The organism is Bailinhaonella thermotolerans, from assembly GCF_003594875.1.
In the GTDB taxonomy this organism is placed as follows: Bacteria; Actinomycetota; Actinomycetes; order Streptosporangiales; family Streptosporangiaceae; genus Bailinhaonella; species Bailinhaonella thermotolerans.
On record NZ_QZEY01000014.1, the window covers coordinates 84,741 to 108,811 of the forward strand.

Consider the following 24,071-nt stretch of genomic DNA (forward strand, 5'->3'; position numbering starts at 1 on the left):
GCTGTCCGGGCCCGTTCGTGCACTTCGCAGGCGCGGGCTGATATTCTGAGAGCCCGTGGGGAAGCGGAACTAGCCCGCCTCGCATCGACCACGGGAGTCTTCTTGCGCATCGCCGCCCAGTCATCTCAAACACAGACCAAGCATCTGTTCGTCACCGGCGGCGTCGCCTCCAGCCTCGGCAAGGGGCTCACGGCCTCCAGCCTGGGACGCCTGCTCAAACTGCGCGGCCTCCGCGTGACCATGCAGAAGCTCGACCCGTACCTCAACGTGGACCCGGGCACCATGAACCCGTTCCAGCACGGTGAGGTCTTCGTCACCGACGACGGGGCCGAGACCGACCTCGACGTCGGCCACTACGAGCGGTTCCTGGACACCGAGCTGCACGGCTCGGCCAACGTCACGACCGGCCAGGTCTACTCGAACGTGATCGCCAAGGAGCGGCGCGGGGAGTACCTCGGCGACACCGTCCAGGTCATCCCGCACATCACCAACGAGATCAAGGACCGCATCCGGGCCATGGCCGGCCCCGACGTGGACGTGGTCATCACCGAGGTGGGCGGCACGGTCGGCGACATCGAGTCACTGCCGTTCCTGGAGGCCGTGCGCCAGGTGCGCCACGAGGTGGGCCGGGACAACTGCTTCTTCCTGCACGTCTCGCTCCTGCCGTACATCGGCCCGAGCGGCGAGCTGAAGACCAAGCCGACCCAGCACAGCGTGGCCGCGCTGCGCAGCATCGGCATTCAGCCCGACGCGATCGTGTGCCGCTCGGACCGGCCGATCACGCAGAGCCTCAAGCGCAAGATCAGCCTCATGTGCGACGTGGACGAGGACGCCGTGGTGTCGGCGATCGACGCCGCCTCGATCTACGACATCCCCAAGGTGCTGCACTCCGAGGGCCTGGACGCCTACGTCGTGCGCCGCCTCGGCCTGCCGTTCCGCGACGTGGACTGGAGCGGCTGGGACGACCTCCTGCGCCGGGTGCACAAGCCCGCCAAGGAGGTCACGATCGCGCTGGTCGGCAAGTACATCGACCTGCCCGACGCCTACCTGTCGGTCACCGAGGCGCTGCGCGCCGGCGGGTTCGGCAACGACACCCGCGTCAACATCCGCTGGGTCCAGAGCGACGAGTGCTGCACCCCGGAGGGGGCGGCGCGCGAGCTCGACGGCGTGGACGGCGTGCTGATCCCCGGCGGGTTCGGCGTGCGCGGCATCGAGGGCAAGGTCGGCGCGATCCGGCACGCCCGCGAGAACCGCATCCCGCTGCTGGGCATCTGCCTGGGCCTGCAGTGCATGGTCATCGAGGCCGCCCGCAACCTGGCGGGGGTCGAGAAGGCCGACAGCACCGAGTTCACCCCGGACACCCCGGACCCGGTGATCTCCACGATGGCCGACCAGCTCGACGTCGTGGCCGGTGAGCGCGACATGGGCGGCACGATGCGGCTCGGCCTCTACCCGGCCGTGCTCGCCGAGGGCTCCCAGGTCCGCGAGCTGTACGGCGAGCCGCGCGTGTCCGAGCGGCACCGCCACCGGTACGAGGTGAACAACGCCTACCGGGGCAGGCTGGAGGCCGCCGGGCTCGTCTTCTCCGGCACCTCGCCCGACGACCGCCTCGTGGAGTTCGTCGAGCTCCCGCGCGAGACGCACCCGTTCTTCGTCTCGACGCAGGCGCACCCGGAGTTCCTGTCCCGCCCGACCCGGCCCCACCCGCTCTTCCTGGGCCTGGTCAAGGCAGCGCTCGACTACGCCGCGAACCGCGTGGCCCCCGCCGAGACCCGCCGCCGCGCCAAGTGATCCCCGCCGCTCTCCCGGCCCCGCGCCGGGGGAGCGGCACGGCCGCCCGCCCCGCCGTGACCCGGGGGGCGGGCGCGCGGCCGGTCCGGCGGTGCGATCATGGAACGGTCGGGCGTGAACGCGCGTACGAGGGGGACGGTGCAGGCATGAGCGGTGCGGACGTCGGCGGGGAGCTCAAGGTGCAGGACGTGCCGGAGCGGTGGCCCGTGGAGGGCGGCCCCGAGGAGCACTTCGCCGGGCGCGTGATCAGCGTCCGCTCCGACCGGGTGGTCATGCCCGACGGGACGGTCGCCACCCGCGACTACGTCCGGCACCCCGGCTCGGTCGCGGCGATCGCGATCGACGACCAGGAGCGGGTGCTGCTGCTGCGGCAGTACCGCCACCCGGCCGGCTACCTGCTCTGGGAGGCCCCGGCGGGCATCCGCGACGTGGCGGGGGAGCCGCTGGCCGCGACCGCCGCCCGCGAGCTGGAGGAGGAGACCGGCTGGCGGGCCGCCACCTGGCACACCCTCGTGGACGTCTTCACCTCGCCCGGCATGAGCGACGAGCGCGTGCGCGTCTTCCTCGCGCGCGACCTCACCGAGATCCCGGCGGCCGAGCAGACCTACGTGCGGCGCAACGAGGAGATCGACATGCCCCTCGCGTGGGTGCCGCTGCGCGAGGCCGTGGCGCGGGTGTTCGCGGGCGACATCGCTAATTCGCTGGCGGTCATGGGTATCCTCGCGGCATACACCGCCTCGGCGGACGGTTTCACCTCGTTGAGAGCCGCCGACGCGCCCGAGCATTAGGGGAGGCTCCGTGACCGTCGGCTCGACCGCCGCCGCGGCCGGGCTCGACGCCGCCGTCGGGCTCTACCTCGGGCACCTGGCGGTCGAACGCGGCCTGGCCGCCAACACCCTCGCCGCCTACCGCCGCGACCTGCGCCGCTACGTCGAGGATCTGATGCGGCGCGGCCGCCGTACCATCTCCGAGGTCACCGAGGGGGACGTGATCGCGTTCCTCGGGAGCCTGCGCGAGGGCGACGCCGAGCACGCGGCGCTGGGCGCCGTCTCGGCGGCCCGCGCGGTCTCGGCCGTCCGCGGGCTGCACCGGTTCGCCCTCCGCGAGGGCCTGGCCGAGCACGACCCGGCCCACCAGGTGCGGCCCCCGCAGCCGCCCCGGCGGTTACCCAAGGCGATCAGCGTCGAGGAGGTCGAGCGCCTGCTCGCCGTCGCGGGCCCGCCCGACTCGCCCCTCGGCCTGCGCGACCGCGCCCTGTTCGAGCTGCTGTACGGCACGGGCGCCCGCATCTCCGAGGCCGTCGGCCTGGCCGTGGACGACGTGGACTTCGAGGAGAACGTCGTCCGCCTCCACGGCAAGGGCGGCAAGGACCGCGTCGTCCCCCTCGGCCGCTACGCCCGCGCCGCCCTGGAGGCGTACACCGTGCGCGCCCGGCCCCTGCTGGCCGCCCACGGCCGTGGCACCTCCGCCCTCTTCCTCAACGCCAGGGGCGGCCGGCTCACCCGGCAGGGCGCCTGGGACCTGCTGCGCGGCGCCGCCGAGCGCGCCGGGCTCCCCAGCGTCAGCCCCCACACGCTGCGCCACTCCTTCGCCACCCACCTCCTGGACGGCGGCGCCGACGTCCGCGTGGTCCAGGAGCTCCTGGGCCACGCCTCGGTGACCACCACCCAGGTCTACACCCTGGTCACGGTCGACAGGCTGCGGGAGGTCTACGCCGCCGCCCACCCCCGCGCCCTCGACCCCTGACCGCCGCGGCGCGGGCCGTACGGCCGAGCGGGGATCGGGCGCGGGCCGTACGGCGGAGCGGAACCGGGCGCGGGCCGTACGGCGGAGCGGAACCAGGCACGGGCCGTACGGCCGAGCGGGGAACGGGGACGAGCGATCTCGGGCGGGGAGGCGTGAGGGTGAGTAGTCTTCCCAATCGGGGCGTATCCGTGTAACGGCGGTGAGTCGCCTTGCCGAGGCCGTTGACAGACCCTAGTGTCCATGCGACGGCCGCCGTTCGCCTCGATCGCAGGGCCAGGGCCGTCAGGGAGGTAAAGCAGCCGGTGACTGGGACTACCGAAACGTCCGCCGGGGGGACGGCCCCCGGTGGCCCCGTCAACCCCTGGGGCGACAGCAGGACCGCGTCGTCGGTCCCCAGCGCGGAGCTCGGTCCCACCGGGCGGCCTCGCCCGCACTTCCCCGATCCGCGCCCGGTGACCGAGCACGGCCCCGCCCGGGTCGTCGCCATGGTGAACCAGAAGGGCGGCGTCGGCAAGACCACGACCACGATCAACCTGGGCGCGGCGCTGGCCGAGCAGGGGCGGCGCGTGCTGCTCGTGGACTTCGACCCGCAGGGCGCCCTGTCGGTCGGCCTGGGGATCAACCCGCTCCAGCTCGACCTGACGGTCTACAACCTGCTCATGGAGCGCGGGGTCACCCCGCACGAGGTCCTGCTGAAGACCGGCGTCGACGACATGGACCTGCTCCCCAGCAACATCGACCTGTCCGCGGCCGAGGTCCAGCTCGTCACCGAGGTAGCCCGCGAGCAGGTGCTCGGCCGCGTGATCGCGCCGCTCCTGCCCGACTACGACATCTGCCTGATCGACTGCCAGCCCTCCCTGGGCCTGCTCACGATCAACGCCCTCACCGCCGCCCACGGCGTCGTGGTGCCGCTGGAGTGCGAGTTCTTCGCCCTGCGCGGCGTCGCCCTGCTCATGGACACCATCCTCAAGGTCCAGGAGCGCCTCAACCACGACCTGGAGATCGAGGGCCTGCTGGCGACGATGTACGACGCCCGCACCCTCCACGGCCGCGAGGTCCTGGCCCGCGTCGTCGAGGCCTTCGGCGACAAGGTCTTCCACACGGTCATCAACCGCACCGTCCGCTTCCCGGACGCCACGGTGGCCGGCGAGCCCATCACCAGCTTCGACTCCTCCTCCCTCGGCGCCAACGCCTACCGGGAGCTCGCCCGCGAGGTCCTCGCCCGCTGGGAGACCCCGGCCCACGCCTGACCGCCGCCCCGCGCTGCCCCGCCTCGCCCCGGGCCGCCTCGCCCCGGGCCGCCTCGCAGCGCGGTCCGCGCCCACCTCAGGCGGCCCCGGCTCGCCGGGCTCTCCGGCTCTCCGGTGCCGGTGGGGCGGGGGCGTGGCGTGCGTTGCCTCGGGCCCGTGGCCCGGTGACGACGCCGGATCCCTCAGCCGTCCCCCGGGCTCGCGGGGGCGGACGGGCGGGCGCGGACGCGGGGCCTGTCGCCCCGGGTGCCGTGGATGTGCAGGATCTCGACCGGGTGGTCGCCGGCGGGGCCGAACCAGTGGGGCTCCGCCGTGTCGAACTCGGCCACCTCGCCCGGGCGCAGGGTGAGCTCGCGGTCTCCCAGCACGAGCAGTAGCTCCCCGGCCAGCACGAACAGCCACTCGTAGCCGGGATGGGCGACCACGCGGCGTGGGCACGGGGCGATGACCTGTTTGAACACCTGAAGGCGGCCCGGGTACCGGGTCAGCGGGATCACCACCGTTCCGTCCCGGTTCCGGTTGCGGCGCCGGAGCGGGCGCAGGTGCACGCGGGGGTCGCCGGTGGCGGGGGCGGCGATGAGCCGGTCGAGGGCGACCCCATGGGCCCGGGCGAGGGGGATCAGCAGCTCCAGGGCCGGGCGGCGCTTCCCGGACTCCAGGCGGGACAGGATGCTGATCGAGATGCCGGTCTCGGCCGACAGCGCCTCCAGCGTCAGCCCGCGCGCCCGCCGGAGCGCCCGCAGCCGCGGGCCGATCTCGCCGATCAGCCGCTCCAGCTCGGCGCCGGCGCCCGGCTCGTCTTTTGCGGTCATCGCAAAAAACCTACCTCTCCGCGTCGCGCGGCCCGAGATTGGTCCTCCCGGCCGGGACCGATCCCGATTCCCGCAGCCCCCGGCGGCGCCGGGTCGCCGAGCCCCTCGGAGGAGAGACATGGAGATGCGATCCGGCGCGCCCAGGCGCTGGGCGGTGCTGGCGGTCTGCTGCCTGAGCCTGTTCCTGGTCGGCCTGGACACGACGATCGTGAACGTCGCCCTGCCCGCCGTCGGCGCCGGCCTGGACGTGGGGACCCGCGGCCTGGAGTGGGCCGTGGACGCGTACACGCTGGTCCTGGCCGGCCTGCTCGTCTCCGCCGGGGCGCTGGCGGACCGGTTCGGCCGCCGCCGGGTGTTCCGGCTGGGGATGGCCGTGTTCGCGGCCGGGTCCGTGGCCTGCGCCCTCGCGCCGTCCATCGGCGTGCTGGTCGCGGCCCGCGTGGTGCAGGGCGTCGGCGGGTCGATGCTCAGCCCGGTGGCCCTCGCGATCGTCGTCAACGTGATCACCGAGCCGAGGGAGCGGGCCCGCGCCATCGGCGTGTGGGCGGCCGTCTTCGGCGTCAGCATGGCCGTGGGGCCCCTCGCGGGCGGCGCGCTCATCACGGCGTTCGGCTGGCGGGCCGTCTTCTGGGTCAACGTGCCGGTGATCGTCGTGGCCCTGGCCCTGACGGCGATCGTCGTCCCGGAGTCCCGCGCGGAACGGCCTCGCCGCCTCGACGTCCCGGGACAGGTGCTGATGACCGTCGTGGTCGGCGGCGCGGTCGCCGTACTGATCGAGGGCCCGCACCTCGGCTGGGCCTCGCCGGTGGTGGTCGCCGGGTGCGTCGTCGTGGCCGCCGCGGTGGCCGCGCTCGCGCGGGTCGAGTCGCGGCGGGCCGAGCCGCTGGTGGACCCGGGGCTGTTCCGCCGCCCGCCGTTCACCGCCGCGGTCGTGAGCGCCGTCGCGGTGTTCGTCGCGCTCAGCGCGACCCTGCTGCTCAGCACCTTCCACCTCCAGGCCGGGCGCGGCCTCGGCCCCCTCTCCGCCGGCCTGGTCACGCTCCCGATGGCCCTGGCCGCGACCGTGTGCGCGCCGGTCTCCGGGATGCTCGTCGGCCGGTACGGCGCCCGCCCGCCGCTCCTGCTCGCCGGGGCCCTCCTCACGGCGGGCGGCCTCGCCCTCACGCTGAGCGGCGGCCACCCGGACGTGCGGGCGCACGCCGCAGCCTTGCTGCTCGTCGGCGCCGGCTTCGGCTTCGCCAACGCCCCCATCACCAACGCCGCCGTCAGCGGTCTCCCGCCCGCCAGGGCCGGAGTCGCCGGCGGCATCGCCTCCAGCGCCCGGCAGCTCGGCTCCGCCCTCGGCGTCGCCGTCGCCGGCGGCCTGGTCGGCGACACCCTCCCGGCGGACCTGTCCCAGGCGTCCCGCCCCGGCTGGCTCCTCGTCACCGCCTGCGGCCTCCTCGTCCTCCTCCTCACCCCCGCCGCCCCGTCCTCCGCCACCCCCCGCCAAGCCCTCCCCGCACGACGAGAACCCGGCCCGGACCCCGGCGAGGACCACGCCGTGACTCCCGAGTGCACCGCGCGGTGGCTCCCGGTGAGGATCACGGCCGGGGGAGGGGTCCGCGCTCCGGGGCGTGGGGAACCCCGGCCGGTGGGGGCGGCGCGGCGCGGATGGCCGCGGGGTGGCGCGGCGCGGATGGTCGGGGGAGAGGCGGCGAGCGGGGAGAATGGGAGCGTGACCGAGCAGGAGATCGAGGCCAAGGGCTTCCAGGTGAACCTGGAGGTGTTCCAGGGGCCCTTCGACCTGCTGCTCGGGCTCATCGCCAAGCACAAGCTGGACATCACCGAGGTGGCGCTCAGCCAGGTCACCGACGAGTTCATCGCCTACATCCGGTCCCACGGCAACGAGTGGGACCTCGACCAGGCGAGCCACTTCCTGCTCGTGGCGGCGACCCTGCTGGACCTGAAGGCGGCCCGGCTGCTGCCCTCCGGCGAGGTCGAGGACGAGGAGGACCTGGCGCTGCTGGAGGCGCGCGACCTGCTGTTCGCGCGGCTGCTCCAGTACAAGGCGTACAAACAGGTCGCGGGGGTGTTCGCGGCGCGCATGGCCGAGGAGTCGCGGCGGTTCCCGCGGCTGGTGCCGATGGAGCCGCGGTTCGCCAACCTGCTGCCCGAGGTGCTGATCAGCCTCACCCCGGAGCAGTTCGCGCAGCTCGCCGCGAAGGCGATGACGCCCAGGCCCGTCCCCTCGGTGTCGATCGCGCACATGCATCATCCGCTCGCCAATGTGCGCGAGCAGGCCGCTATCCTCGTGGAACGGCTGCGCCGCGCACGCCGGGCCACGTTCCGGGCCCTGGTGTCCGACGCGGCGGGTCCCTATGAGGTCATCGCCCGCTTCCTGGCGGTCCTCGAACTGTTCCGCGAGGGCGCCGTCACCTTCGAGCAGTTGGAGCCCCTCGGCGAACTGCACGTGATCTGGACCGGCGCCGACGCGGGCGACGTGTCCGTCGGCGACGACTACGAGAAGAACGAAACACCCGATGAGTGACAACCCCGACCAGCCGTCGTCCCCGCCCGCGTACGGCGTCCCGCCCGAGCCCTCCGTGACGTACGCCGGGCCGGAGTCCGCGGCGACCCGCGGCGAGCCCGCGGCCGGGCCGTACGGCGGCGCGGAGGGCTCCGTGCCCGCGCCCAGGCCGGGCGGCGCGCCCCTGGACGGACCCGGCTCCGACGGCGCGCTGCCCGACGGCGCGCTGCCCGACGGCGCGCTGCCCGAGACCGCCCCGCTGGACGGCGCGAGGCCGCCGGAGAGCACCGAGCCGGAGAGCGCCGAGCCGGAGGGCGGGCCGCTGGACGGGGCGGACGGGCCCGGGCTGAAGACGGCGCTGGAGGCGATCCTGCTCGTCGTGGACGAGCCCGTCGCCGAGGTGACCCTCGCGCAGGTGCTGGAACGGCCCCGGGGCGAGGTGGTCCGGGCGCTGCGCGAGCTGGCCGCGGAATACACCGAGGCCGGGCGGGGGTTCGACCTACGGGAGGTCGCCGGCGGGTGGCGCTACTACACTCGCGACGACTGCGCGGCGGTGGTGGAGCGGTTCGTGCGCGACGGGCAGCAGGCGCGGCTCACCCAGGCCGCGCTGGAGACGCTCGCCGTGGTGGCCTACCGGCAGCCGGTGAGCCGCGCGCGGATCTCGGCGATCCGCGGGGTGAACAGCGACGGCGTCATGCGCACGCTGCTGACGCGGGGGCTGGTCGAGGAGGCCGGGCAGGACCCGGAGGGCCAGGCCACGCTCTACCGCACCACGACGTATTTCCTGGAACGGCTGGGTCTGCGGGACCTGAGCGAGCTGCCGGAGCTCGCGCCGTTCCTCCCTGATGACCTGGAAGGCATGGAGGACCAACGGTGAACGACAGGCGGCGCGGGGGCCGGGCGGGCGCGAGACAGCCCCGGCGCGACCCCGACTTCTACCCCGAGGGCTACGAGGACGAGCGCGACACCACCGAGGTGCCCGACGGCGTACGCCTGCAGAAGGTGCTGGCCCAGGCGGGCATCTCCAGCCGGCGCGGGGCCGAGGACCTCATCGGCCAGGGCCGGGTCAAGGTGGACGGCCAGGTCGTGCGCCGGTTCGGCGCCAAGGTGGACCCCGAGCGGCAGGTCATCCACGTGGACGGCAAGCGCGTGCCCACCGCCCCCGGGCTGGTGTACTACGCGCTGAACAAGCCGATCGGCGTCGTGAGCACGATGTCGGACCCGGAGGGGCGGCGCTCCCTCACCGACTTCCTGCCCGAGGTCAAGGAGCGGCTGTTCCACGTGGGCCGGCTCGACACCGAGACCGAGGGCCTGCTGCTGCTCACGAACGACGGCGAGCTCGCCCACCGGCTGACCCACCCGCGTTACGGTGTGCTCAAGACGTACTGGGCGAAGGTGCCGGGCCCGATCCCGCGCAACCTGGCCCGCCGTCTCAAGCAGGGCGTCGAGCTGGAGGACGGCCTGGCCAAGGCCGACGACTTCACGGTGGTCCAGGAGCACGGGCAGCAGGCGCTGGTCGAGGTCGTGCTGCACGAGGGCCGCAAGCACATCGTGCGCCGCATGCTGGCCGAGGTGGGGCACCCGGTGATCGACCTGGCCCGCATCCAGTTCGGGCCGGTCAAGCTGGGCAGGCTCAAGCCCGGCACCGTCCGCGCCCTGACCCCGGTCGAGGTCGGCGAGCTGTACGCCTCGGTCGGGATGTGAGGTCCGGGGCCCGATAGGGTTTCCGGACCGCCGAAACAGGGAGGCACCGATGGGCAGGGTTCACGCGATCAGGGGCGCGATCCAGATCGAGGCCGACGAGCGCGACGCGATCCTCGCGGGCGTGACCGAGCTGGTCACCGAGGTGATGAGCCGGAACTCACTGACCACGGACGACGTGATCAGCGTGATCTTCACGGCGACGCCGGACCTCACCGCGGAGTTCCCCGCCCTGGCGGCCCGGAAGCTCGGCTTCCACGACGTGCCCCTGATCTGCGCGAGCGAGATCGACGTCCCCGGCGCGCTGCCGCGCGTCATCCGCCTGATGGCGCACGTGGACGTCGATCGCGACCGCGCCGAGATCCAGCACGTCTACCTGCGCGGCGCGGTGGCCCTCCGGCAGGACATCGCGCAGTAGCGGGCCGTACCACTTGCAGGAGCGCCCCGCGGGGCGCGGTCGAGATTGGACCTTCTCTCGTGACCAGCTTGCGTCGGGTTCTCGTGGTGGGAACCGGGCTGATCGGCACCTCCGTCGCGCTCGCCCTGCGTGAGCGCGGGGTGACGGTGCTGCTGGCCGACCGTGACCCGCTGGCCGTACGGCTGGCGCGCGAGCTCGGGGCGGGGGAGGAGTGGGCCGACGACGGCCCGGTGGACCTCGCGGTGCTCGCGATGCCGCCGCAGGCGGTGGCGCCGGAGCTGCTGCGGCTCCAGAAGGACTTCGTCGCCCGGTTCTACACCGACGTGGCCAGCGTCAAGGCGCTGCCGGTGGCCGGGGCCGAGCAGCTCGGCTGCGACATGCACACCTACATCCCCGGCCACCCGCTGGCCGGGCGCGAGCGCTCGGGCCCGGCCGCCGCCCGCGCCGACCTGTTCCTCGGCCGTCCCTGGGCGCTGTGCCCCACGTCCGAGACCGCGCCGCAGGCCGTGGCCGCCGCCCGCGAGCTGGTCGAGCTGTGCGGGGGCAAGGCCGTGGAGGTGGACGCCGGGACCCACGACGAGGCCGTGGCCGTCATCTCCCACGCGCCGCACGTCGCCGCCTCCGCCGTCGCCGCCCGCCTGGCGACCGCCTCGGAGACCGCCCTCGGGCTGGCCGGGCAGGGGGTGCGCGACGTGACCCGCATCGCCGCCGGCGACCCCGCCCTGTGGACCGGCATCCTGTCCGGCAACGCCGCGCCCGTGGCGTCGGTGCTGGAGGCCGTCGCCGCGGACCTGGCCGAGGCCGCCGCCGCGCTGCGCGCCCTGTCCTCCGGCGACGACACGGCGGGCGAGCGGGTGACCGCGCTCCTGGAGACCGGAGTCCAGGGCCAGGGGCGCATCCCCGGCAAGCACGGCGGCCCCGCCACGACCTACGCCACCGTCCAGGTGGTCATCGGCGACCGCCCCGGCGAGCTGTCCCGCCTCTTCCAGGCGGCCCGCGACGCCGGCGTCAACATCGAGGACATCCGCTTGGAGCACACCCAGGGCCTGCCCCTGGGCGTCGCCGAGCTGTCGGTCCGCCCCGACGCGGCCGCCGTCCTCGCCGAGTCCCTCCGGTCCCACGGCTGGCAGCTCCCCTGACCGCCCCTCACGCGCGCCGTACGGCCGCCGCGGCCCCCGCCCCGCCCCGGGACCGTGGCCGCCCGGCCCTGAGGCGCTCAGCGCGCTCACGCGGCCCTGGGGGAGGCCGGGCCAGGCCGCCCCGGGCTCCCGTACGGCTCGCGCCACGGCTCTCCCCGGCCGAGGCCGCGCGGGACGGGTAGAACCCGTGCCCCTGGGCAGGGGGGCCTCATGAACGGGGCGGACAGGAACGGGGACGAGGCGGCCCGGCGCGAGCGGGCGGCCGACGAGCGGGTGAGCGACGCGCTGGAGCGGGGTGACGCGGGCGCGGCGTGGCACGCGGAGAACCCGGAGAACCCGGAGAACCCGGGGAACGACGCGGGGAACCCGGTGGGCGCGGAGCCGGCGGGCGGGGGCCCCGGTGGCGGGCGCGCGCGGGGCGCGGTCCCGGAGGCCGGGACCGGCGGCACGCGGGGCCGGCGGGTGACGAACGTGTCCGAGAGGGGCGTGTCCGACGCCCCGGGCACGGCGGGCGTGCCGGAGGAGACCGGCCCGCGCGACGCCGTGGTCTCGCCCGAGCTGGACACCGGCGGCGGCATCGGCACCGGTTCGCTGGACCCGCCCGCCGGGGAGAACCACCCCTAGCCGGGCACGGCCTCAGCGGGGCCGCCGGCCCGCCTTCAGCAGGTACGCCCCGAGGACCGCGAGCCCGGTCACCGCCTGGGCCGCCACGTAGGGGAGCGGGTCGGCCGGCGGCGCGAGGAGCGCGGTCAGCGCGGGCGCGCAGCCGAGCACGGCGAGGTCCGCCCCTGTGACCGCCCACAGCACCGGCCCGAGCGGGATCCCGCCGCCGGGCGAGTCGATCACCGCCAGGGAGTGGTCCACGGGCCGCCGCCGGGCCATCCGCAGCGCCCCGGCCGCCAGCGCGGGCCCGCAGCACAGCCCCAGCGGCCACCACGGCCCACCGGGCAGCGCCCCGGCCGCGCTCATCCCGGCGAGGGCGGCGGCCGACCACACCGCCCCCAGCAGCGCGGGCGGCAGCGCGCGGGCCGCCAGCGCGGCGCGCGGCCCCACGGCCAGCAGCCGCGGCAGCGCCGGGTTGTCGAAGTCCCGGCGGGCCCCGGTCGTGACCGACGCCGCCGCGGCGAACGCGCCGGCCGCGGCCAGCGCCGCCCCGGCCCCCGGATGCCCGGCGGCGACGGTCAGCGCGGGGAGCGCGGCGGCCCCGGCGAGCACCGCGAAGCGCCCCGGCCACCGCCCCGCGCGCCGGGCCTCCTGCCAGGCCAGCGCCGCCGCCCCGCGCACCGGCCACGGGCGCGAGCGCAGCGCCCGGCCCCGCCAGCGCCCGTCCTCCGCCGTCCACGTCAGCGCCCCGGGGTCCAGCATCACCGCCGCCTGCGCCGCCCTCCCGGTCCGCGCGGAGGCGGCGAGGACCGCGCGCGCCGGCATGCCGTCCAGCGCCCGCCAGGCCCGCCGTACCAGGACGGCGGTCACCGCGGCGGCGGCGCCCGCGGCCGCGGCGGCCAGACCCGCCGGGGCGGACGCGACGGCCGTGAGCAGGTGCCGCCCCGGCCCGGTGCCCAGCACGGCGAGCACGACGGCCGCCAGCAGCGTCGCCCCGATCAGGCCCTGGAGCCACCCGTCCCAGGCGGGCGAGGACTGGCCCAGGACGCCCAGCGCCATGCCGCCCACCCCGCCCGCGACCCCCAGGACCAGCCCGGCGGTCAGCCGTACCGCGATCCGGTCGGGGGCGCCGAGCGCGGCGGTCACGGCCACGCCCAGCGCCAGCCCGGCCAGGACCGACACCGCGAGCGCCACCAGCGCGGCCCGGCCGAGGACGGTACGGCGGGGCAGCGGCGACAGCAGCCGCCAGGAGGCGTCGGCGGCGGACACCACCATGGGCCCGGCCGCCCGGACCAGCGCCAGGTAACCGGCGTAGGCGACGGCCGCCAGCGCCAGGCCCGCCCCGAGGCGGGCGGGGTCGGCGTGGCGGGCGAGGGAGGTCAGCGCGGACACGGCGGGCTGGACGACGACCCCGATGACCAGCGCGGCGCCGAGCAGCGTCGCGTAGCGTTCCTGCCAGCGCCTCATCGCGCCTCCCCCAGCGGGGCCAGGCGGGCGCCGCAGTCCCGCGCGAGGGCGAGGTCGTGGGTGGCCATGACCACCGCGCCGCCCTCTCCGGCGTACTCCCGCAGGAGGCCCGCCAGGCGCTCCCGGAAGGCCGCGTCCAGGCCGCGCTCCGGCTCGTCGAGCAGCAGCAGGCGGCTCGGCCGGATCAGCGCCATGGCCAGCGTGAGCCGCTGCCGCTGCCCGGTGGACAGGCTCAGCGGGTGCAGGTCGGCGCGCTCCTCCAGCCCGAACGCCGTCAGCGCCCCCTCGGCGGTGAGCCGGCCGCGGCCGTGCACCGACAGCGCCAGCTCCAGGTGCTCGCGGACGCTGAGCCCGGGGTACCACGCGGGCTCGTCGGCCGCCTGGGCCACGTCGCGCCAGAAGGCCGGCGTGTCCGCCGGAGGGCCGCCCAGCACCTCGACCCGTCCCGCCGACGGGGTCTCCAGCCCGGCCAGGCAGCGCAGCAGCGTGGACTTGCCCGCGCCGTTCTCGCCGGTGACGGCCACGATCCGGCCGGGCCCCGCCGTGAGGTCCACCGCGTCGAGGACCGGGCGCCCGCCCAGCTCCACGCGGACGCCGCGCGCCGCGACGATGTCGGTCTCCACCTTCGCTCTCACATCGGGAGTCTACGAACGAGACCTCCGGGGAGTGCCCTGAAATGCGGACACATCCCTATCGGGGGAACATCCCCGGGGTATGCGGGCGTTGCGAACTGGGGGTGGGGAAGCGGATCGAGTCGGCATGATCGGCCGGTAACCTCAGAGGCTGGGTCGTCGCCGGTGTTCAAGGAGAGTCATGGGTCTGGTCGTCGCGATGGACGGGCCGTCCGGGTCGGGCAAGTCGAGCGTGTCCCGCGGGGTCGCGCGCGCCCTCGGGCTGCGGTACCTCGACACCGGGGCCATGTACCGCGCGGTCACGTGGTGGATGCTCGACCGGGGCGTGGACGTCGAGGACGCCTCGCTGGTCGCGGCGCGCGCGCACGAGCCCGTGCTCACCATGGGGACCGACCCGGACAAGCCTGGCGTCTCCGTCGGTGACACCGACGTGGCGGGCCCGATCAGGTCCGCCGAGGTGACCAAGGCCGTGAGCGCGGTCAGCGCCGTGCCCGCCGTGCGCACCCGGCTGGTCGAGATGCAGCGCGAGATCATCGGCGACGGCGGGATCGTCGTCGAGGGCCGCGACATCGGCACGGTCGTGGCGCCCGACGCCCCCGTCAAGATCTACCTGACCGCGAGCGAGCAGGCCCGCGCCGAGCGCCGTACGGCCGAGCAGGCCGGCACCGACGTCGCCGCCACCCAGGCCGACCTGGCCCGGCGCGACCGGCTCGACTCCTCCCGGGCCATCTCCCCGCTGACCCGCGCCGACGGCGCGGTCGAGATCGACACCACCGAATACACGCTGGACGAGGTCATCGCCGAGGTACTGCGGCTGATCAACGAGCGAACGGCCGTCTAAGGAGAACAGGGCGTGACTGAGGAATACGACGGCTGGGACATCCCGGCCGGGGACGACGACGGCGGCGACGACGTGCAACTGCCCGTCGTGGCCGTGGTGGGACGGCCCAACGTGGGCAAGTCCACGCTGGTCAACCGCATCATCGGGCGGCGCGAGGCCGTCGTCGAGGACGTGCCGGGCGTGACGCGCGACCGCGTGACCTACGAGGCCAACTGGCGCGGGCGCCGGTTCACCCTCGTGGACACCGGCGGCTGGGACCCGGGCGCGTCCGGGATGGCCGCGCGCATCGCCGAGCAGGCGCAGGTCGCGGCCGAGCTGGCCGACGTGATCCTGTTCGTGGTGGACGCCACCGTGGGCGCGACCGACGTCGACGAGGCCGTGGGCGCCGTGCTGCGCCGCGCGGGCAAGCCGATCGTGCTGGCCGCCAACAAGGTGGACGACCAGCGCGCCGAGCTGGAGGCCGCGTCGCTGTGGTCGCTCGGGCTGGGCGAGCCGCTGCCGGTCTCGGCGCTGCACGGCCGGGCCAGCGGCGACCTGCTGGACGCGGTGCTCGAGGCGCTGCCCGAGGCCCCGTCCGAGGACACCCGCCGCGAGGGCGGGCCGCGCCGCGTGGCGCTGGTGGGCAAGCCCAACGTGGGCAAGTCCTCCCTGCTCAACAAGCTCGCCCGCAGCGAGCGGGTGCTCGTGGACCCGATGGCGGGCACGACCCGCGACCCGGTGGACGAGCTGATCGAGCTGGGCGGCAAGACCTGGCGCTTCGTGGACACCGCCGGCATCCGCCGCCGCGCCCGCGAGCTGCAGGGCGCGGACTTCTACGCTGGCATGCGCACGCAGGCCGCGCTGGAGCGCTCCGAGGTGGCGGTCGTGCTGATCGACGCCGCGGAGTCCATCACCGAGCAGGACCTGCGCATCGTCTCGATGGTGATCGAGTCCGGCCGGGCGATGGTCGTCGCGTTCAACAAGTGGGACCTGCTCGACGAGGAGCGCCGCTTCTACCTGGAGCGCGAGATCGAGCGCGCCCTGGTGCGGGCCCCGTGGGCGCTGCGCGTCAACATCTCGGCGCGCACCGGCCGCAACGTCGAGAAGCTGGTGCCCGCGATCGAGACCGCGCTGGAGTCCTGGTCCACGCGCGTCCCGACCGCCAAGCTCAACGCGTTCTTCACCGAGCTGATCGCGGCCACCCCGCCGCCGGTCCGCGGCGGCAAGCAGCCCAAGATCCTCTTCGCGACCCAGGCGTCCACCGAGCCGCCCAAGTTCGTGCTGTTCACGAGCGGGTTCCTGGAGGAGTCCTACCGCCGCTTCATCGAGCGCCGCCTGCGCGAGGAGTTCGGCTTCGCCGGCTCCCCGATCGTGCTCACCATGAAGATCCGCGAGAAGAAGGGCAGCCCGGCCAAGGCCCGCCGCTGACCTTCCCTTCCCCCGCCCGCCGCGCGCTCCGCCGTACGGCGGGCGGCGGCGTTCCCGGCGCTCAGAGGCCGTGGCAGGCGCAGACGGGGCGGGCGAGCGCGGGGGTGGCCGGGTCCCCGGCGGCGGCCTCGGCGTCGTCGAGGAGGCGCTGCCGGTGCCCGGGGGAGATGTAGCGGCCCCGGACCACCACCGAGTGCACCCTGGCGGTGTTGCGGATGTCGGCCAGCGGGTTCGCCTCGACCGCGAAGAGGTCGGCGGCCCTGCCGGGGGCGACCGTCCCCGTCGTGGCCGAGCGCCCCAGGTAGCGGGCGGCGTCGCGGGTCATGGTCTGGATCGCGGCCATCGGCGAGAGCCCGGCCGAGACGAGCAGCTCCAGCTCGTCGTGGGCGCTGAAGCCCGGGAAGACGTAGGGGTTCATGCAGTCCGTGCCGCCGAGGACGCCCACCCCCGCGCGGTGCATCCGGCCCACGATCGCGAGCTGGTTCCGGAAGTACCTCCGCTGCGCCGCGATCTGCTCGGGCGTGACCGGCGCGAACAGCTTCAGCGCCCGCACCCACAGCTCCCGGTCCGCCGCGGTGACGTACTTCAGCCGGGGGTCGTTCGCGTACGTGTCCAGGGGGCTGCTGATGACGCGGAGCACCGTCAGCGTCGGCGACTGCCAGGTCCGGTTCCGCCGGAGCATCCTGTGGAACTCGCGCGCCCTGGCCTCGTCCTGACTCTCGGCCGCGAGCCGCTCGAACTCCCGCACCATGTCGAACCAGACGCGGGGGCGGGCGGGGTCGATCGGCGTCTCCGCCATCCGGCGGCGGAACTCCTCCTCCCGGCTGGACACCGCCAGCAGCTGGCCGAACAGGTGCTCGAAGGCGCGGTGTCCGGCCCGGCTCGCCTCCGCCGCGGGCACCAGGTAGGGGAGGTGGCCGCCGACCGGCAGCCCGAGCCGCCGCGCCTCGCCGAGGATCGCGCGGTAGGTGTGCGGCTCCAGGTAGGAGTAGACCTTCATGAAGTCGGCACCCAGTTCCCTGGCCGCGTGCACCGCCTCGCGCGCCTCGGCCTCGGTGGCCACCTTGGTGACGGGCGGTCCGAGCAGCGAGACCGGGCCGTCCACGACGTTGCTCGCGATGACCTGGCGCGGGCCGAGGACCTCGCCCTTCTCGATCCGCCCGCGCAGCTCGAAGAGCGGGGGCGTGCCCCACATGTCCCGGACTCCGGTGACGCCGTTGGCGATGAGCAGCGGGAGCCCGATCCGCTCCTGGTAGGTCCCGTGCGAGTGCATGTCCCACAGGCCCGGCAGGAGGAACTTCCCCCGCAGGTCCACCACCCGCGCTCCCCGGGGCGCCCGCAGGTCCCGGACCGTCCCCGCCCACACGATCCACTCGCCCGCGATCACCACGGCGGCGTCGCGCACCGGCGGGCGGCCCGTCCCGTCGATGAGCGTGGCCCCGCGCAGCACCGTGACGTCGCCGCGCCTTCGGGCGCCGGGCATCGCCAGGTGGGCGGCGCTCCCGGCCCCGGCCAGGGACAGGGCGCGCAGGAAGTCGCGGCGGTTCGGCACGGCTCCGCCCTCCCCGGGCCGCCGCGGTCCCGCGCCGCGCGGGGCTCCGGCGCGCCGGCCCCGGCCGCCAGACTCCCACCGCCGCCCGGCGGGGCCAAGGCCCAACGTCACACCCGCGCCGTACGGCGGTTCGCGCGCCCCGGCCGTACGGCGGTTCACGCCCCGGCCGTACGGCGGGCGGGCCCGGCGGCGCGGCGGAAGGGCGGGCCGGCGCGGGCCGGCGTGTGGGCGGCGCGCGGGTGGCGCGGGTCAGCGGGCCTCGGCGGCGACGCGGAGGCCGATGAGGATGAAGACGGCCCCGGCGGTCTGTTCGAGGCGGCGCTTCACGGCGGGGCGGGTCAGGCGGGCGCGCATCGCCCCGGCGGTGAACACGAGCAGGGCGGTCCAGGCGAGGCCGAGGGCGACGTGGACCGAGACCAGGAGCAGGGTCGCGGGGAGCATGGGGGCGTCGGCGGGGACGAACTGCGGGAGCAGGGTCATGTACGGGATGCCGACCTTGGGGTTGAGCAGGTTCGTGACCAGGCCGGTGCGCAGGGCGGCGCGGGTCCCGGCGGGGGCGTCCGCCGTGGCGGCCGGGGCGGCCCCGCGCGCGGCCCAGAGGGCGCGTGCGCCGAGGTAGAGGAGGTAGGCGGCGCCCGCCCAGCGGACGACGTCGTAGGCGACCTCGGAGGCGGCGAGCAGGGCCGTGAGGCCGACGGCCGTGGCCACGCCCCAGACGTAGCAGCCCAGGCCGATGCCGAGACCGGCCGCCCAGCCCGCGCGGCGGCCTCCGCCGAGCGTGCTGCGCAGCACGAGCATCGTGTCGAGGCCCGGTGTGACCGTCAGCACGAGGGCGACGGCGGCGAATCCCAGGGTGGCGGCGAGCATCCACGAATCATAATTTGTCCGCATTTACTGCCGGGGACCGCGTCGGGAAGTCCGTTCAGCGAACTCTCAGCCCAGCCTCAGCCGTGGTGGAGCCCCACCCCCCAGAGTCGTAGGTGCACCAGACGCTGTGGGGTCATCCAAGGGTCAGCCGGGCCCCCGGGTCCGGCGGCAGCCGTGGGCGGCGCCTTCCCCCCGTGAGGCGCCGCCCGCGCCCTGCCCGCCCCGCCCGCCCCGTCCGCTCTGCCCTGCGGCCCCTGACCCGCGCGTCCGGCGCCGCCGTACGGCTCCCGCCCGCCGCCGTTCCGTGGTCTGGACCTACCCTTGCGTAGGTTACGGTTCGAGTCATGGCCGACTTCGTATATCCGCCGGTGATCGCCCTCGCGAAGACCATGTTCCGCGCCCTGGACATGCGGCTGCGCGTGGAGGGGGCCGAGCGGGTGCCGCGCACGGGAGGCGCGGTGCTCGTCAGCAACCACATCAGCTACCTGGACTTCATCTTCGCCGGTCTCGCCGCGCACCCCTCGCGGCGCTTCGTCCGCTTCATGGCGAAGAAAGAGGTCTTCGACCACAAGATCTCGGGCCCGCTGATGCGTGGCATGCACCACATCCCGGTCGACCGCGAGGCCGGCGCCGCCTCCTACCGGCAGGCCCTGGCCGCCCTGAAGTCCGGTGAGGTCGTCGGCGTCTTCGCCGAGGCCACCATCAGCCGGTCCTTCACCATCAAGGAGATCAAGAGCGGCGCGGTCCGCATGGCCTCCTCCGCGAACGTCCCGATCATCCCCATCGCCCTGTGGGGCACCCAGCGCTTCTGGACCAAGGGCCGCTCCAAGAACCTCACCCAGCGCCACGTCCCGATCGACATCTACGTCGGCGAGCCCATCGCGCCCCCGTCCCGCGCCGAGGTCGAGGCCACCACGGTCGAGCTGCGCTCCCGCATGGAGCGACTCCTCGACCGCGCGCAGCGGGAGTACCCCGAGAGCCCCTCGGGACCGGCCGACTCCTGGTGGCTCCCCGCCCACCTCGGCGGCACCGCCCCCACCCCCGAGGAGGCCGAGCGGCTGGACGCCGAGGAGCGCAAGCGCCGCCAGGATTCCTGACCCTCCCGCACCCCCCGGACCCGGTTCCTCCGGGAAAACCCGCCCCGCGAGCCGTACGCCCGGAAATCCCCGCGCCGCATTCCCGGAAACCGCCGCGAAAGCCGTACGGCCATGCGGCGGAAACCGCCGGTGAAATCTCCGGCGAAAGCCGTACGGGGCCGTATGAAACGGGCGGGTAATTCCGGGGGAGTGGCGGAAACGCGGGTGCGCGCCGACCGGGGGAGGCGTATACATCGGGTAGGCCCGCGCGTTTCCGACCGGGGGCCGCCTGCCCGGCCGGGAGGGCGGCGGCGGGAGCGCTTGAGGGCTCTCGACCTCGCGAGGAGGGCGAATGGCGAATTCGGCTCCGAGGCTGAGCAACGCGACGCGCTATCTGTGCGCGGGGGCCTATCTGGACACCGCGTTCCGGGACCGGGCCATCCAGGAGTTGGTGGACGACCGGCACCGCGCGGTCGTGCCCTCGCACGGCGGGGTGGACGTCGGCGTCGTCGCCCGGCACTGCCTCAACGCGCGCGGCCGGCTGGTGGTGCGCGACCTGCTGATCTTCCTGGCGCTGGTGATCGCGGTCGTCGTCGAGCCGGTCCTCGCGGTCACGACGATGGTGCTCATGGCGCCGCTGGCGATCCTGGCCACGGCCGTCCAGCGCGCGCGGCCCGCGCTGCGGCCGATGCTGACGGCGCTGGCGATCGGCGGCATGGTGCTCCTGGCGCTGTACCTCGTGGTGCCGCTCGTGGCGACGCTGATCGCGACGGCGTCCGACCCCTTCGGCTCGCCGGGCGACTTCGACTCACCGGGGTTCGCCTCGGCCTGGATCTTCTCGCTGCTGATGCTGCTCGCCGCGGCGGGCGTCGTCGTGGGGTACCGGGTCGTGGTGTACCGCGTGCTGGCCGGGTCGCTGGCCCCGGGCGGGAACGCGACGGTGCCCGAGGCGACCGGGCCGGACGCCGACCGGCTGGAGTACGTCGAGACGGCCCAGTGGGGCAACGTCACCCTCTACTCCAACGAGAATCCCTTCATCGGCGCGGGGAACGTCCAGCGCGCCTGGTCGATCGCGGTCGAGCTGGACCGCGCCCGCGACGGGTCCTCCGGCGCACGGGACGCCCGCGAGCCCCGGCCCGAGATCCGGCTGGACCCGCTGGACCTGCACGACTTCGTGCGCACGCGGCTGAGCCAGATGCGCGACGAGGTGGCGCACCCGGCCGAGCGGATCGAGCGGCTGCACCCGTCCGACCACGTCGTGGCCGCCGGGCGGTTCAACCAGGTGGACTGGCCGACGACCCGGATGCGCGGGCGCGAGTCGGGCGGCGAGGGCCCGATCCACCCGCTCGTCAACCGGGAGGGACTGCTCCCGGTCACCAACGCCTCCCCGGCCGCGATCCGCGCGCTGATCCGCCAGCCCCAGGGCGGCGTCCGCTACTACCAGCGCGTCACCGTCGGCGCGGAGATGCCGCCGATCTACGACGAGACCGGCGCGCCGCTCGCCCCCGGCGCCGACCAGGAGATCCTGGTCTCGGCGTTCATCCACCTGGCCGTCGAGGGCCGCATGCTCTACACCCAGTTCGTGGTGACCGTGCTCCCGCCGGTGCGCGACGAGTACCATGTCGTGGACCTGCTGCCCTCGCTCACGCCGTTCTGGATGGGCGTGGAGGCCCTCCGCAGCCTGCGCCTGTCGATCTTCCGCGACATCCTCGGCGCGCCGTACCGGCTGATCCGCCACGGCGTGCTCCTCGCGCTGCGGAACGTCCGGTACAAGAACCCCGCGAAGTACGTCCTGTTCGACTACGGCGCGCGGGTGAGCGTGCGGGAGCTCGGGGCCGAGCGGGAGCCGTGGACCTACATGCAGCGGCTGGACTCGTTCAAGTACACCCGGCTCATCGAGGAGCGGCTGACCGAGGCCGTGCTCGACTACCTCGAACGGCACAACGTGGACACCGCGGCCTACCGCCAGCAGGCGGCGGGCATCATCCAGGCCGGCACCCTGATCACCGGCGGCACGTTCCACGGGCCCACCGCCGTCGGCGCGGCCGCCCAGGCCACCGCCACCACCATCCGCACCCCCTCCTAGGAGAGGCACGGCGATGCGCGAGCACCCCGACGACGCCGGCGTCCACGTGAGCGGCGGCAACTTCTTCGGCGCCACCGCGATCGGCCCCGGCGCGCACGCGGTCCACAACGTCGGCGGCGGCCGGGGCGCCGCCGAGGTGGCGCGCCTCATCGAACTGATCGAGGCGTACGCCGACCGCCTGCCCGACCCCGAGGCCGCCCGGCGGGAGGCCGGGGAACTGCTCGCCGAGACGCGGCGGCCGGACGCCGACAAGGGCCGCGTCCGGGCCGCGCTTGACTCCCTCGCCGAGCGCGTCGCCCCGGTGAACACGCTGCTGGAGCTGGTCACGGCCCTGAAGTCGCTGCTCCTCGGCGAGTGACCCCCGCCGCCCGCCGTACGGCGCGGACGCCGGATCGTACGGCGTGGACAGCGGGCCGTACGGCGCGGGCGCCGGGCCGTGCGGGTGCCGGGCCGTACGGGCGCGGGCGCCCGATGCCGTACGGCCTGGGTGGTCGCGCGCCCCGGTGCGCGCGCCGGCCCGGGCGGAGGTGGTCGGGCCGGAAAACACGTGGACCCCGGGGGGTGTCAGGGCCCATGATCGAAGGCATGTTCGTTGCCGCCGAGGCGCCGGGGGAGGAGGAGCCCGCGGCCCCCCTTCCTCGTGGATTCAAGCTCGACTCCTCCGACTCCCTGTTCGACGTGGTGGACCTGCTCCTGCTCACCGAGTTCGCGTCGGGGCGCCAGCCCTGGGCGTACAAGGCGAAGGTGGACCGGGCCCGCCGCGACGCCCCGCTGATGCCGTCCAACGGGCGGGTGCTGCGCGTGGTCCGCTCGCCCGAGCGGGAGATGCGGCTGGCCTGCGGCGACGGCTGGACCCTGCAGTCCGTGCGCTGGAAGGGCGGCGACGCCCACCTGGAGGTCACCGCCGCCACCGAGGAACTCGGCCGGCTCGTGATCGAGCAGGCCACGAAGGACGCCGCGGACCCGATCGAGCCCGCCGAGGAGCGGGTCGAGATGGGGTTCTGGCACCACGACGGGCGCTGCGCGCGGCGGTCCGAACGCGCGATCACCGGCTCGACCTGGGCCGAGATCCGCGCCAACTACGCCCGGCCGGTCGCCGCCGCCTTCGACGAGCTCATGAGCCTGGACCCGGCCACGGCGGACGGGCGGCTGCTGCTCCTGCACGGCCCGCCCGGCACCGGCAAGACCACCGCCCTGCGCACGCTCGCCCGCGAGTGGCGGGCGTGGTGCCAGGCCGACTGCGTGCTCGATCCCGAGCGTCTGTTCGGCGATCCGGGGTACCTCATGGAGGTGGCCATCGGAGACGAGGACGAGGACGAGGACGAGGACCGGCGCCGCAGGCGCCTGCTCATCCTGGAGGACTGCGACGAGCTGATCCGCGGGGACGCCAAGGCGTCCACGGGTCAGGCCCTGTCGCGCCTGCTCAACCTCACCGACGGCCTCCTCGGCCAGGGCCGCGACGTGCTCGTCGCGATCACCACGAACGAGGACCTGACCCGCCTGCACCCGGCGGTCGTACGGCCGGGCCGATGCCTCGCCCAGATCGAGGTGGGCCCGCTGCCGCGCGCCGAGGCCGTCGCCTGGCTGGGCGACGTCGCCGCCGACGTGCCCCCGGAGGGCGCGACGCTGGCGGAGCTGATCGCGCTGCGCTCCGGCCGCGCGGCGTCCCGCGCGTCGGGGTCCGGGTCCGGATCCGGCTCCCAGGCGACGGGGTTCTACCTGTGAGGGAGATCCGCGTCACGTCCTCGGTCGCCATCCCGGCGTCCGAGCTGAACTGGCGTTTCTCGCGCTCGTCCGGGCCGGGCGGCCAGTCGGTCAACACCGCCGACAGCCGCGCGGAGCTGAGCTGGGACCTGGCCTCCTCGGCCGCGCTCTCGCCCGCGCAGCGCGAGCGCGCCCTGGAGCGCCTGTCCAAGCGGCTCGTGGACGGCGTGCTCACGATCGCCGCGTCGGAGTTCCGCTCCCAGCTCCGCAACCGCGAGGCCGCCGAGACACGCCTCGCCGCCCTCGTCCGCGACGCCATCGCCCCGCCCCCGAAGAAGCGCCGCCCCACCAAGCCCAGCCGCCGCGCCGTCGAACGCCGCCTGGACTCCAAGCGCCGCCGCTCCGAGCTCAAGCGCCTCCGCCGCGCCGACTGACCCACCCCGCCGCACGCCCTCGCGGTCCGCACGCCC

Annotated in this window: 22 protein-coding genes and 1 pseudogene; 18 read left to right on the top strand and 5 right to left on the bottom strand. The window is 75.1% G+C overall.

The window, feature by feature from the left end; translation table 11 throughout:
* The first annotated feature begins 102 nt into the window (after window positions 1–102).
* From D5H75_RS28565 to D5H75_RS28580, 4 genes are all read left to right on the top strand, one after another.
* Window positions 103–1,791 carry a CTP synthase gene (locus D5H75_RS28565; RefSeq protein ID WP_277949977.1) on the top strand — a complete coding sequence of 563 codons (1,689 nt, stop codon included), beginning with the start codon at window positions 103–105 and terminating at the stop codon, window positions 1,789–1,791.
* 146 nt (window positions 1,792–1,937) lie between these two features.
* Complete coding sequence (locus D5H75_RS28570) at window positions 1,938–2,579, top strand: NUDIX domain-containing protein (protein WP_119929660.1); 642 nt, start codon at window positions 1,938–1,940, stop codon at window positions 2,577–2,579.
* Window positions 2,580–2,589: 10 nt separating this feature from the next.
* The gene (xerD, locus tag D5H75_RS28575; protein ID WP_119929661.1) at window positions 2,590–3,537 is read left to right on the top strand and encodes a site-specific tyrosine recombinase XerD; all 948 of its coding nucleotides are present in this window, start codon (window positions 2,590–2,592) and stop codon (window positions 3,535–3,537) included.
* A gap of 302 nt (window positions 3,538–3,839) precedes the next feature.
* Window positions 3,840–4,787, top strand: coding sequence for a ParA family protein (locus D5H75_RS28580; RefSeq protein WP_119929662.1), 948 nt, complete (start codon window positions 3,840–3,842; stop codon window positions 4,785–4,787).
* A 182-nt stretch (window positions 4,788–4,969) separates the two neighbouring features.
* Here the strand turns inward: D5H75_RS28580 and D5H75_RS28585 are convergent, their stop codons facing one another.
* Window positions 4,970–5,599 (bottom strand): helix-turn-helix domain-containing protein, encoded by a 630-nt coding sequence (locus D5H75_RS28585; RefSeq protein WP_119929663.1) that lies wholly within the window; start codon window positions 5,597–5,599, stop codon window positions 4,970–4,972.
* Window positions 5,600–5,723: 124 nt separating this feature from the next.
* Here D5H75_RS28585 and D5H75_RS41975 point away from each other — a divergent pair.
* The 7 genes and pseudogenes from D5H75_RS41975 to D5H75_RS28615 form a co-directional block, all read left to right on the top strand.
* Window positions 5,724–6,947 (top strand): annotated as a pseudogene (locus D5H75_RS41975) (MFS transporter); the annotation flags it as partial.
* Between the two features lie 330 nt (window positions 6,948–7,277).
* Window positions 7,278–8,129, top strand: coding sequence for a segregation and condensation protein A (locus D5H75_RS41980; RefSeq protein ID WP_202638608.1), 852 nt, complete (start codon window positions 7,278–7,280; stop codon window positions 8,127–8,129).
* A 301-nt stretch (window positions 8,130–8,430) separates the two neighbouring features.
* On the top strand, window positions 8,431–8,985 hold the full coding sequence (gene scpB, locus D5H75_RS28595) for an SMC-Scp complex subunit ScpB (RefSeq protein ID WP_202638609.1): 555 nt from the start codon (window positions 8,431–8,433) through the stop codon (window positions 8,983–8,985).
* Window positions 8,982–9,812, top strand: a complete 831-nt coding sequence (locus tag D5H75_RS28600) for a pseudouridine synthase (RefSeq protein WP_119929665.1) — start codon at window positions 8,982–8,984, stop codon at window positions 9,810–9,812. Before scpB ends, D5H75_RS28600 begins: the two co-directional genes overlap by 4 nt.
* A gap of 49 nt (window positions 9,813–9,861) precedes the next feature.
* Window positions 9,862–10,227, top strand: a complete 366-nt coding sequence (gene aroH / locus D5H75_RS28605; RefSeq protein ID WP_119929666.1) for a chorismate mutase — start codon at window positions 9,862–9,864, stop codon at window positions 10,225–10,227.
* 59 nt (window positions 10,228–10,286) lie between these two features.
* On the top strand, window positions 10,287–11,366 hold the full coding sequence (locus D5H75_RS28610; RefSeq protein WP_119929667.1) for a prephenate dehydrogenase: 1,080 nt from the start codon (window positions 10,287–10,289) through the stop codon (window positions 11,364–11,366).
* 210 nt (window positions 11,367–11,576) lie between these two features.
* Complete coding sequence (locus D5H75_RS28615; protein WP_119929668.1) at window positions 11,577–11,990, top strand: hypothetical protein; 414 nt, start codon at window positions 11,577–11,579, stop codon at window positions 11,988–11,990.
* Between the two features lie 12 nt (window positions 11,991–12,002).
* Here the strand turns inward: D5H75_RS28615 and D5H75_RS28620 are convergent, their stop codons facing one another.
* Both D5H75_RS28620 and D5H75_RS28625 read right to left on the bottom strand, forming a co-directional pair.
* Window positions 12,003–13,436, bottom strand: coding sequence for a DUF6297 family protein (locus tag D5H75_RS28620; protein ID WP_119929669.1), 1,434 nt, complete (start codon window positions 13,434–13,436; stop codon window positions 12,003–12,005).
* Window positions 13,433–14,071, bottom strand: coding sequence for an ABC transporter ATP-binding protein (locus tag D5H75_RS28625; protein WP_242454576.1), 639 nt, complete (start codon window positions 14,069–14,071; stop codon window positions 13,433–13,435). The genes D5H75_RS28620 and D5H75_RS28625 overlap by 4 nt, the downstream gene beginning before the upstream one ends.
* A gap of 178 nt (window positions 14,072–14,249) precedes the next feature.
* Between D5H75_RS28625 and cmk the strand changes: the two genes are divergently transcribed.
* The gene (gene cmk / locus D5H75_RS28630) at window positions 14,250–14,909 is read left to right on the top strand and encodes a (d)CMP kinase (RefSeq protein WP_119929671.1); all 660 of its coding nucleotides are present in this window, start codon (window positions 14,250–14,252) and stop codon (window positions 14,907–14,909) included.
* Window positions 14,910–14,948: 39 nt separating this feature from the next.
* On the top strand, window positions 14,949–16,316 hold the full coding sequence (der, locus tag D5H75_RS28635) for a ribosome biogenesis GTPase Der (protein WP_242454589.1): 1,368 nt from the start codon (window positions 14,949–14,951) through the stop codon (window positions 16,314–16,316).
* A gap of 61 nt (window positions 16,317–16,377) precedes the next feature.
* Here the strand turns inward: der and D5H75_RS28640 are convergent, their stop codons facing one another.
* Together D5H75_RS28640 and D5H75_RS28645 are read right to left on the bottom strand one after the other, a co-directional pair.
* Complete coding sequence (locus tag D5H75_RS28640) at window positions 16,378–17,868, bottom strand: amidohydrolase family protein (RefSeq protein WP_202638588.1); 1,491 nt, start codon at window positions 17,866–17,868, stop codon at window positions 16,378–16,380.
* A 249-nt stretch (window positions 17,869–18,117) separates the two neighbouring features.
* Window positions 18,118–18,735, bottom strand: coding sequence for a LysE family translocator (locus tag D5H75_RS28645; protein WP_119929673.1), 618 nt, complete (start codon window positions 18,733–18,735; stop codon window positions 18,118–18,120).
* 344 nt (window positions 18,736–19,079) lie between these two features.
* On the opposite strand from D5H75_RS28645, the gene D5H75_RS28650 reads away from it, so the two are divergent.
* The 5 genes from D5H75_RS28650 (at window position 19,080) to arfB (ending at window position 24,035) form a co-directional block, all read left to right on the top strand.
* Window positions 19,080–19,832 (top strand): lysophospholipid acyltransferase family protein, encoded by a 753-nt coding sequence (locus D5H75_RS28650; protein ID WP_119929674.1) that lies wholly within the window; start codon window positions 19,080–19,082, stop codon window positions 19,830–19,832.
* A gap of 331 nt (window positions 19,833–20,163) precedes the next feature.
* Window positions 20,164–21,897 (top strand): hypothetical protein, encoded by a 1,734-nt coding sequence (locus D5H75_RS28655; protein WP_119929675.1) that lies wholly within the window; start codon window positions 20,164–20,166, stop codon window positions 21,895–21,897.
* Window positions 21,898–21,910: 13 nt separating this feature from the next.
* Entirely contained in the window at window positions 21,911–22,255 is a 345-nt protein-coding gene (locus D5H75_RS28660; protein ID WP_119929676.1) for a hypothetical protein, read from the top strand.
* Between the two features lie 227 nt (window positions 22,256–22,482).
* Window positions 22,483–23,622, top strand: coding sequence for a DUF5925 domain-containing protein (locus tag D5H75_RS28665; RefSeq protein ID WP_119929774.1), 1,140 nt, complete (start codon window positions 22,483–22,485; stop codon window positions 23,620–23,622).
* Entirely contained in the window at window positions 23,619–24,035 is a 417-nt protein-coding gene (arfB, locus tag D5H75_RS28670) for an alternative ribosome rescue aminoacyl-tRNA hydrolase ArfB (RefSeq protein WP_119929677.1), read from the top strand. The genes D5H75_RS28665 and arfB overlap by 4 nt, the downstream gene beginning before the upstream one ends.
* Window positions 24,036–24,071 lie beyond the last annotated feature (36 nt).

What these genes read in the sequence shown, in the direction of transcription:
- D5H75_RS28650 (WP_119929674.1), top strand. Translation starts at nt 19,080, where the DNA reads ATGGCCGACTTCGTATATCCGCCGGTGATCGCCCTCGCGAAGACCATG.
- D5H75_RS28665 (WP_119929774.1), top strand. Translation starts at nt 22,483, where the DNA reads ATGTTCGTTGCCGCCGAGGCGCCGGGGGAGGAGGAGCCCGCGGCCCCC.
- D5H75_RS28585 (WP_119929663.1), bottom strand. Translation starts at nt 5,599, where the DNA reads ATGACCGCAAAAGACGAGCCGGGCGCCGGCGCCGAGCTGGAGCGGCTG.
- cmk (WP_119929671.1), top strand. Translation starts at nt 14,250, where the DNA reads ATGGGTCTGGTCGTCGCGATGGACGGGCCGTCCGGGTCGGGCAAGTCG.
- D5H75_RS28620 (WP_119929669.1), bottom strand. Translation starts at nt 13,436, where the DNA reads ATGAGGCGCTGGCAGGAACGCTACGCGACGCTGCTCGGCGCCGCGCTG.
- D5H75_RS28615 (WP_119929668.1), top strand. Translation starts at nt 11,577, where the DNA reads ATGAACGGGGCGGACAGGAACGGGGACGAGGCGGCCCGGCGCGAGCGG.
- D5H75_RS28660 (WP_119929676.1), top strand. Translation starts at nt 21,911, where the DNA reads ATGCGCGAGCACCCCGACGACGCCGGCGTCCACGTGAGCGGCGGCAAC.
- aroH (WP_119929666.1), top strand. Translation starts at nt 9,862, where the DNA reads ATGGGCAGGGTTCACGCGATCAGGGGCGCGATCCAGATCGAGGCCGAC.
- D5H75_RS41980 (WP_202638608.1), top strand. Translation starts at nt 7,278, where the DNA reads ATGGTCGGGGGAGAGGCGGCGAGCGGGGAGAATGGGAGCGTGACCGAG.
- D5H75_RS28570 (WP_119929660.1), top strand. Translation starts at nt 1,938, where the DNA reads ATGAGCGGTGCGGACGTCGGCGGGGAGCTCAAGGTGCAGGACGTGCCG.
- D5H75_RS28655 (WP_119929675.1), top strand. Translation starts at nt 20,164, where the DNA reads ATGGCGAATTCGGCTCCGAGGCTGAGCAACGCGACGCGCTATCTGTGC.
- D5H75_RS28645 (WP_119929673.1), bottom strand. Translation starts at nt 18,735, where the DNA reads ATGCTCGCCGCCACCCTGGGATTCGCCGCCGTCGCCCTCGTGCTGACG.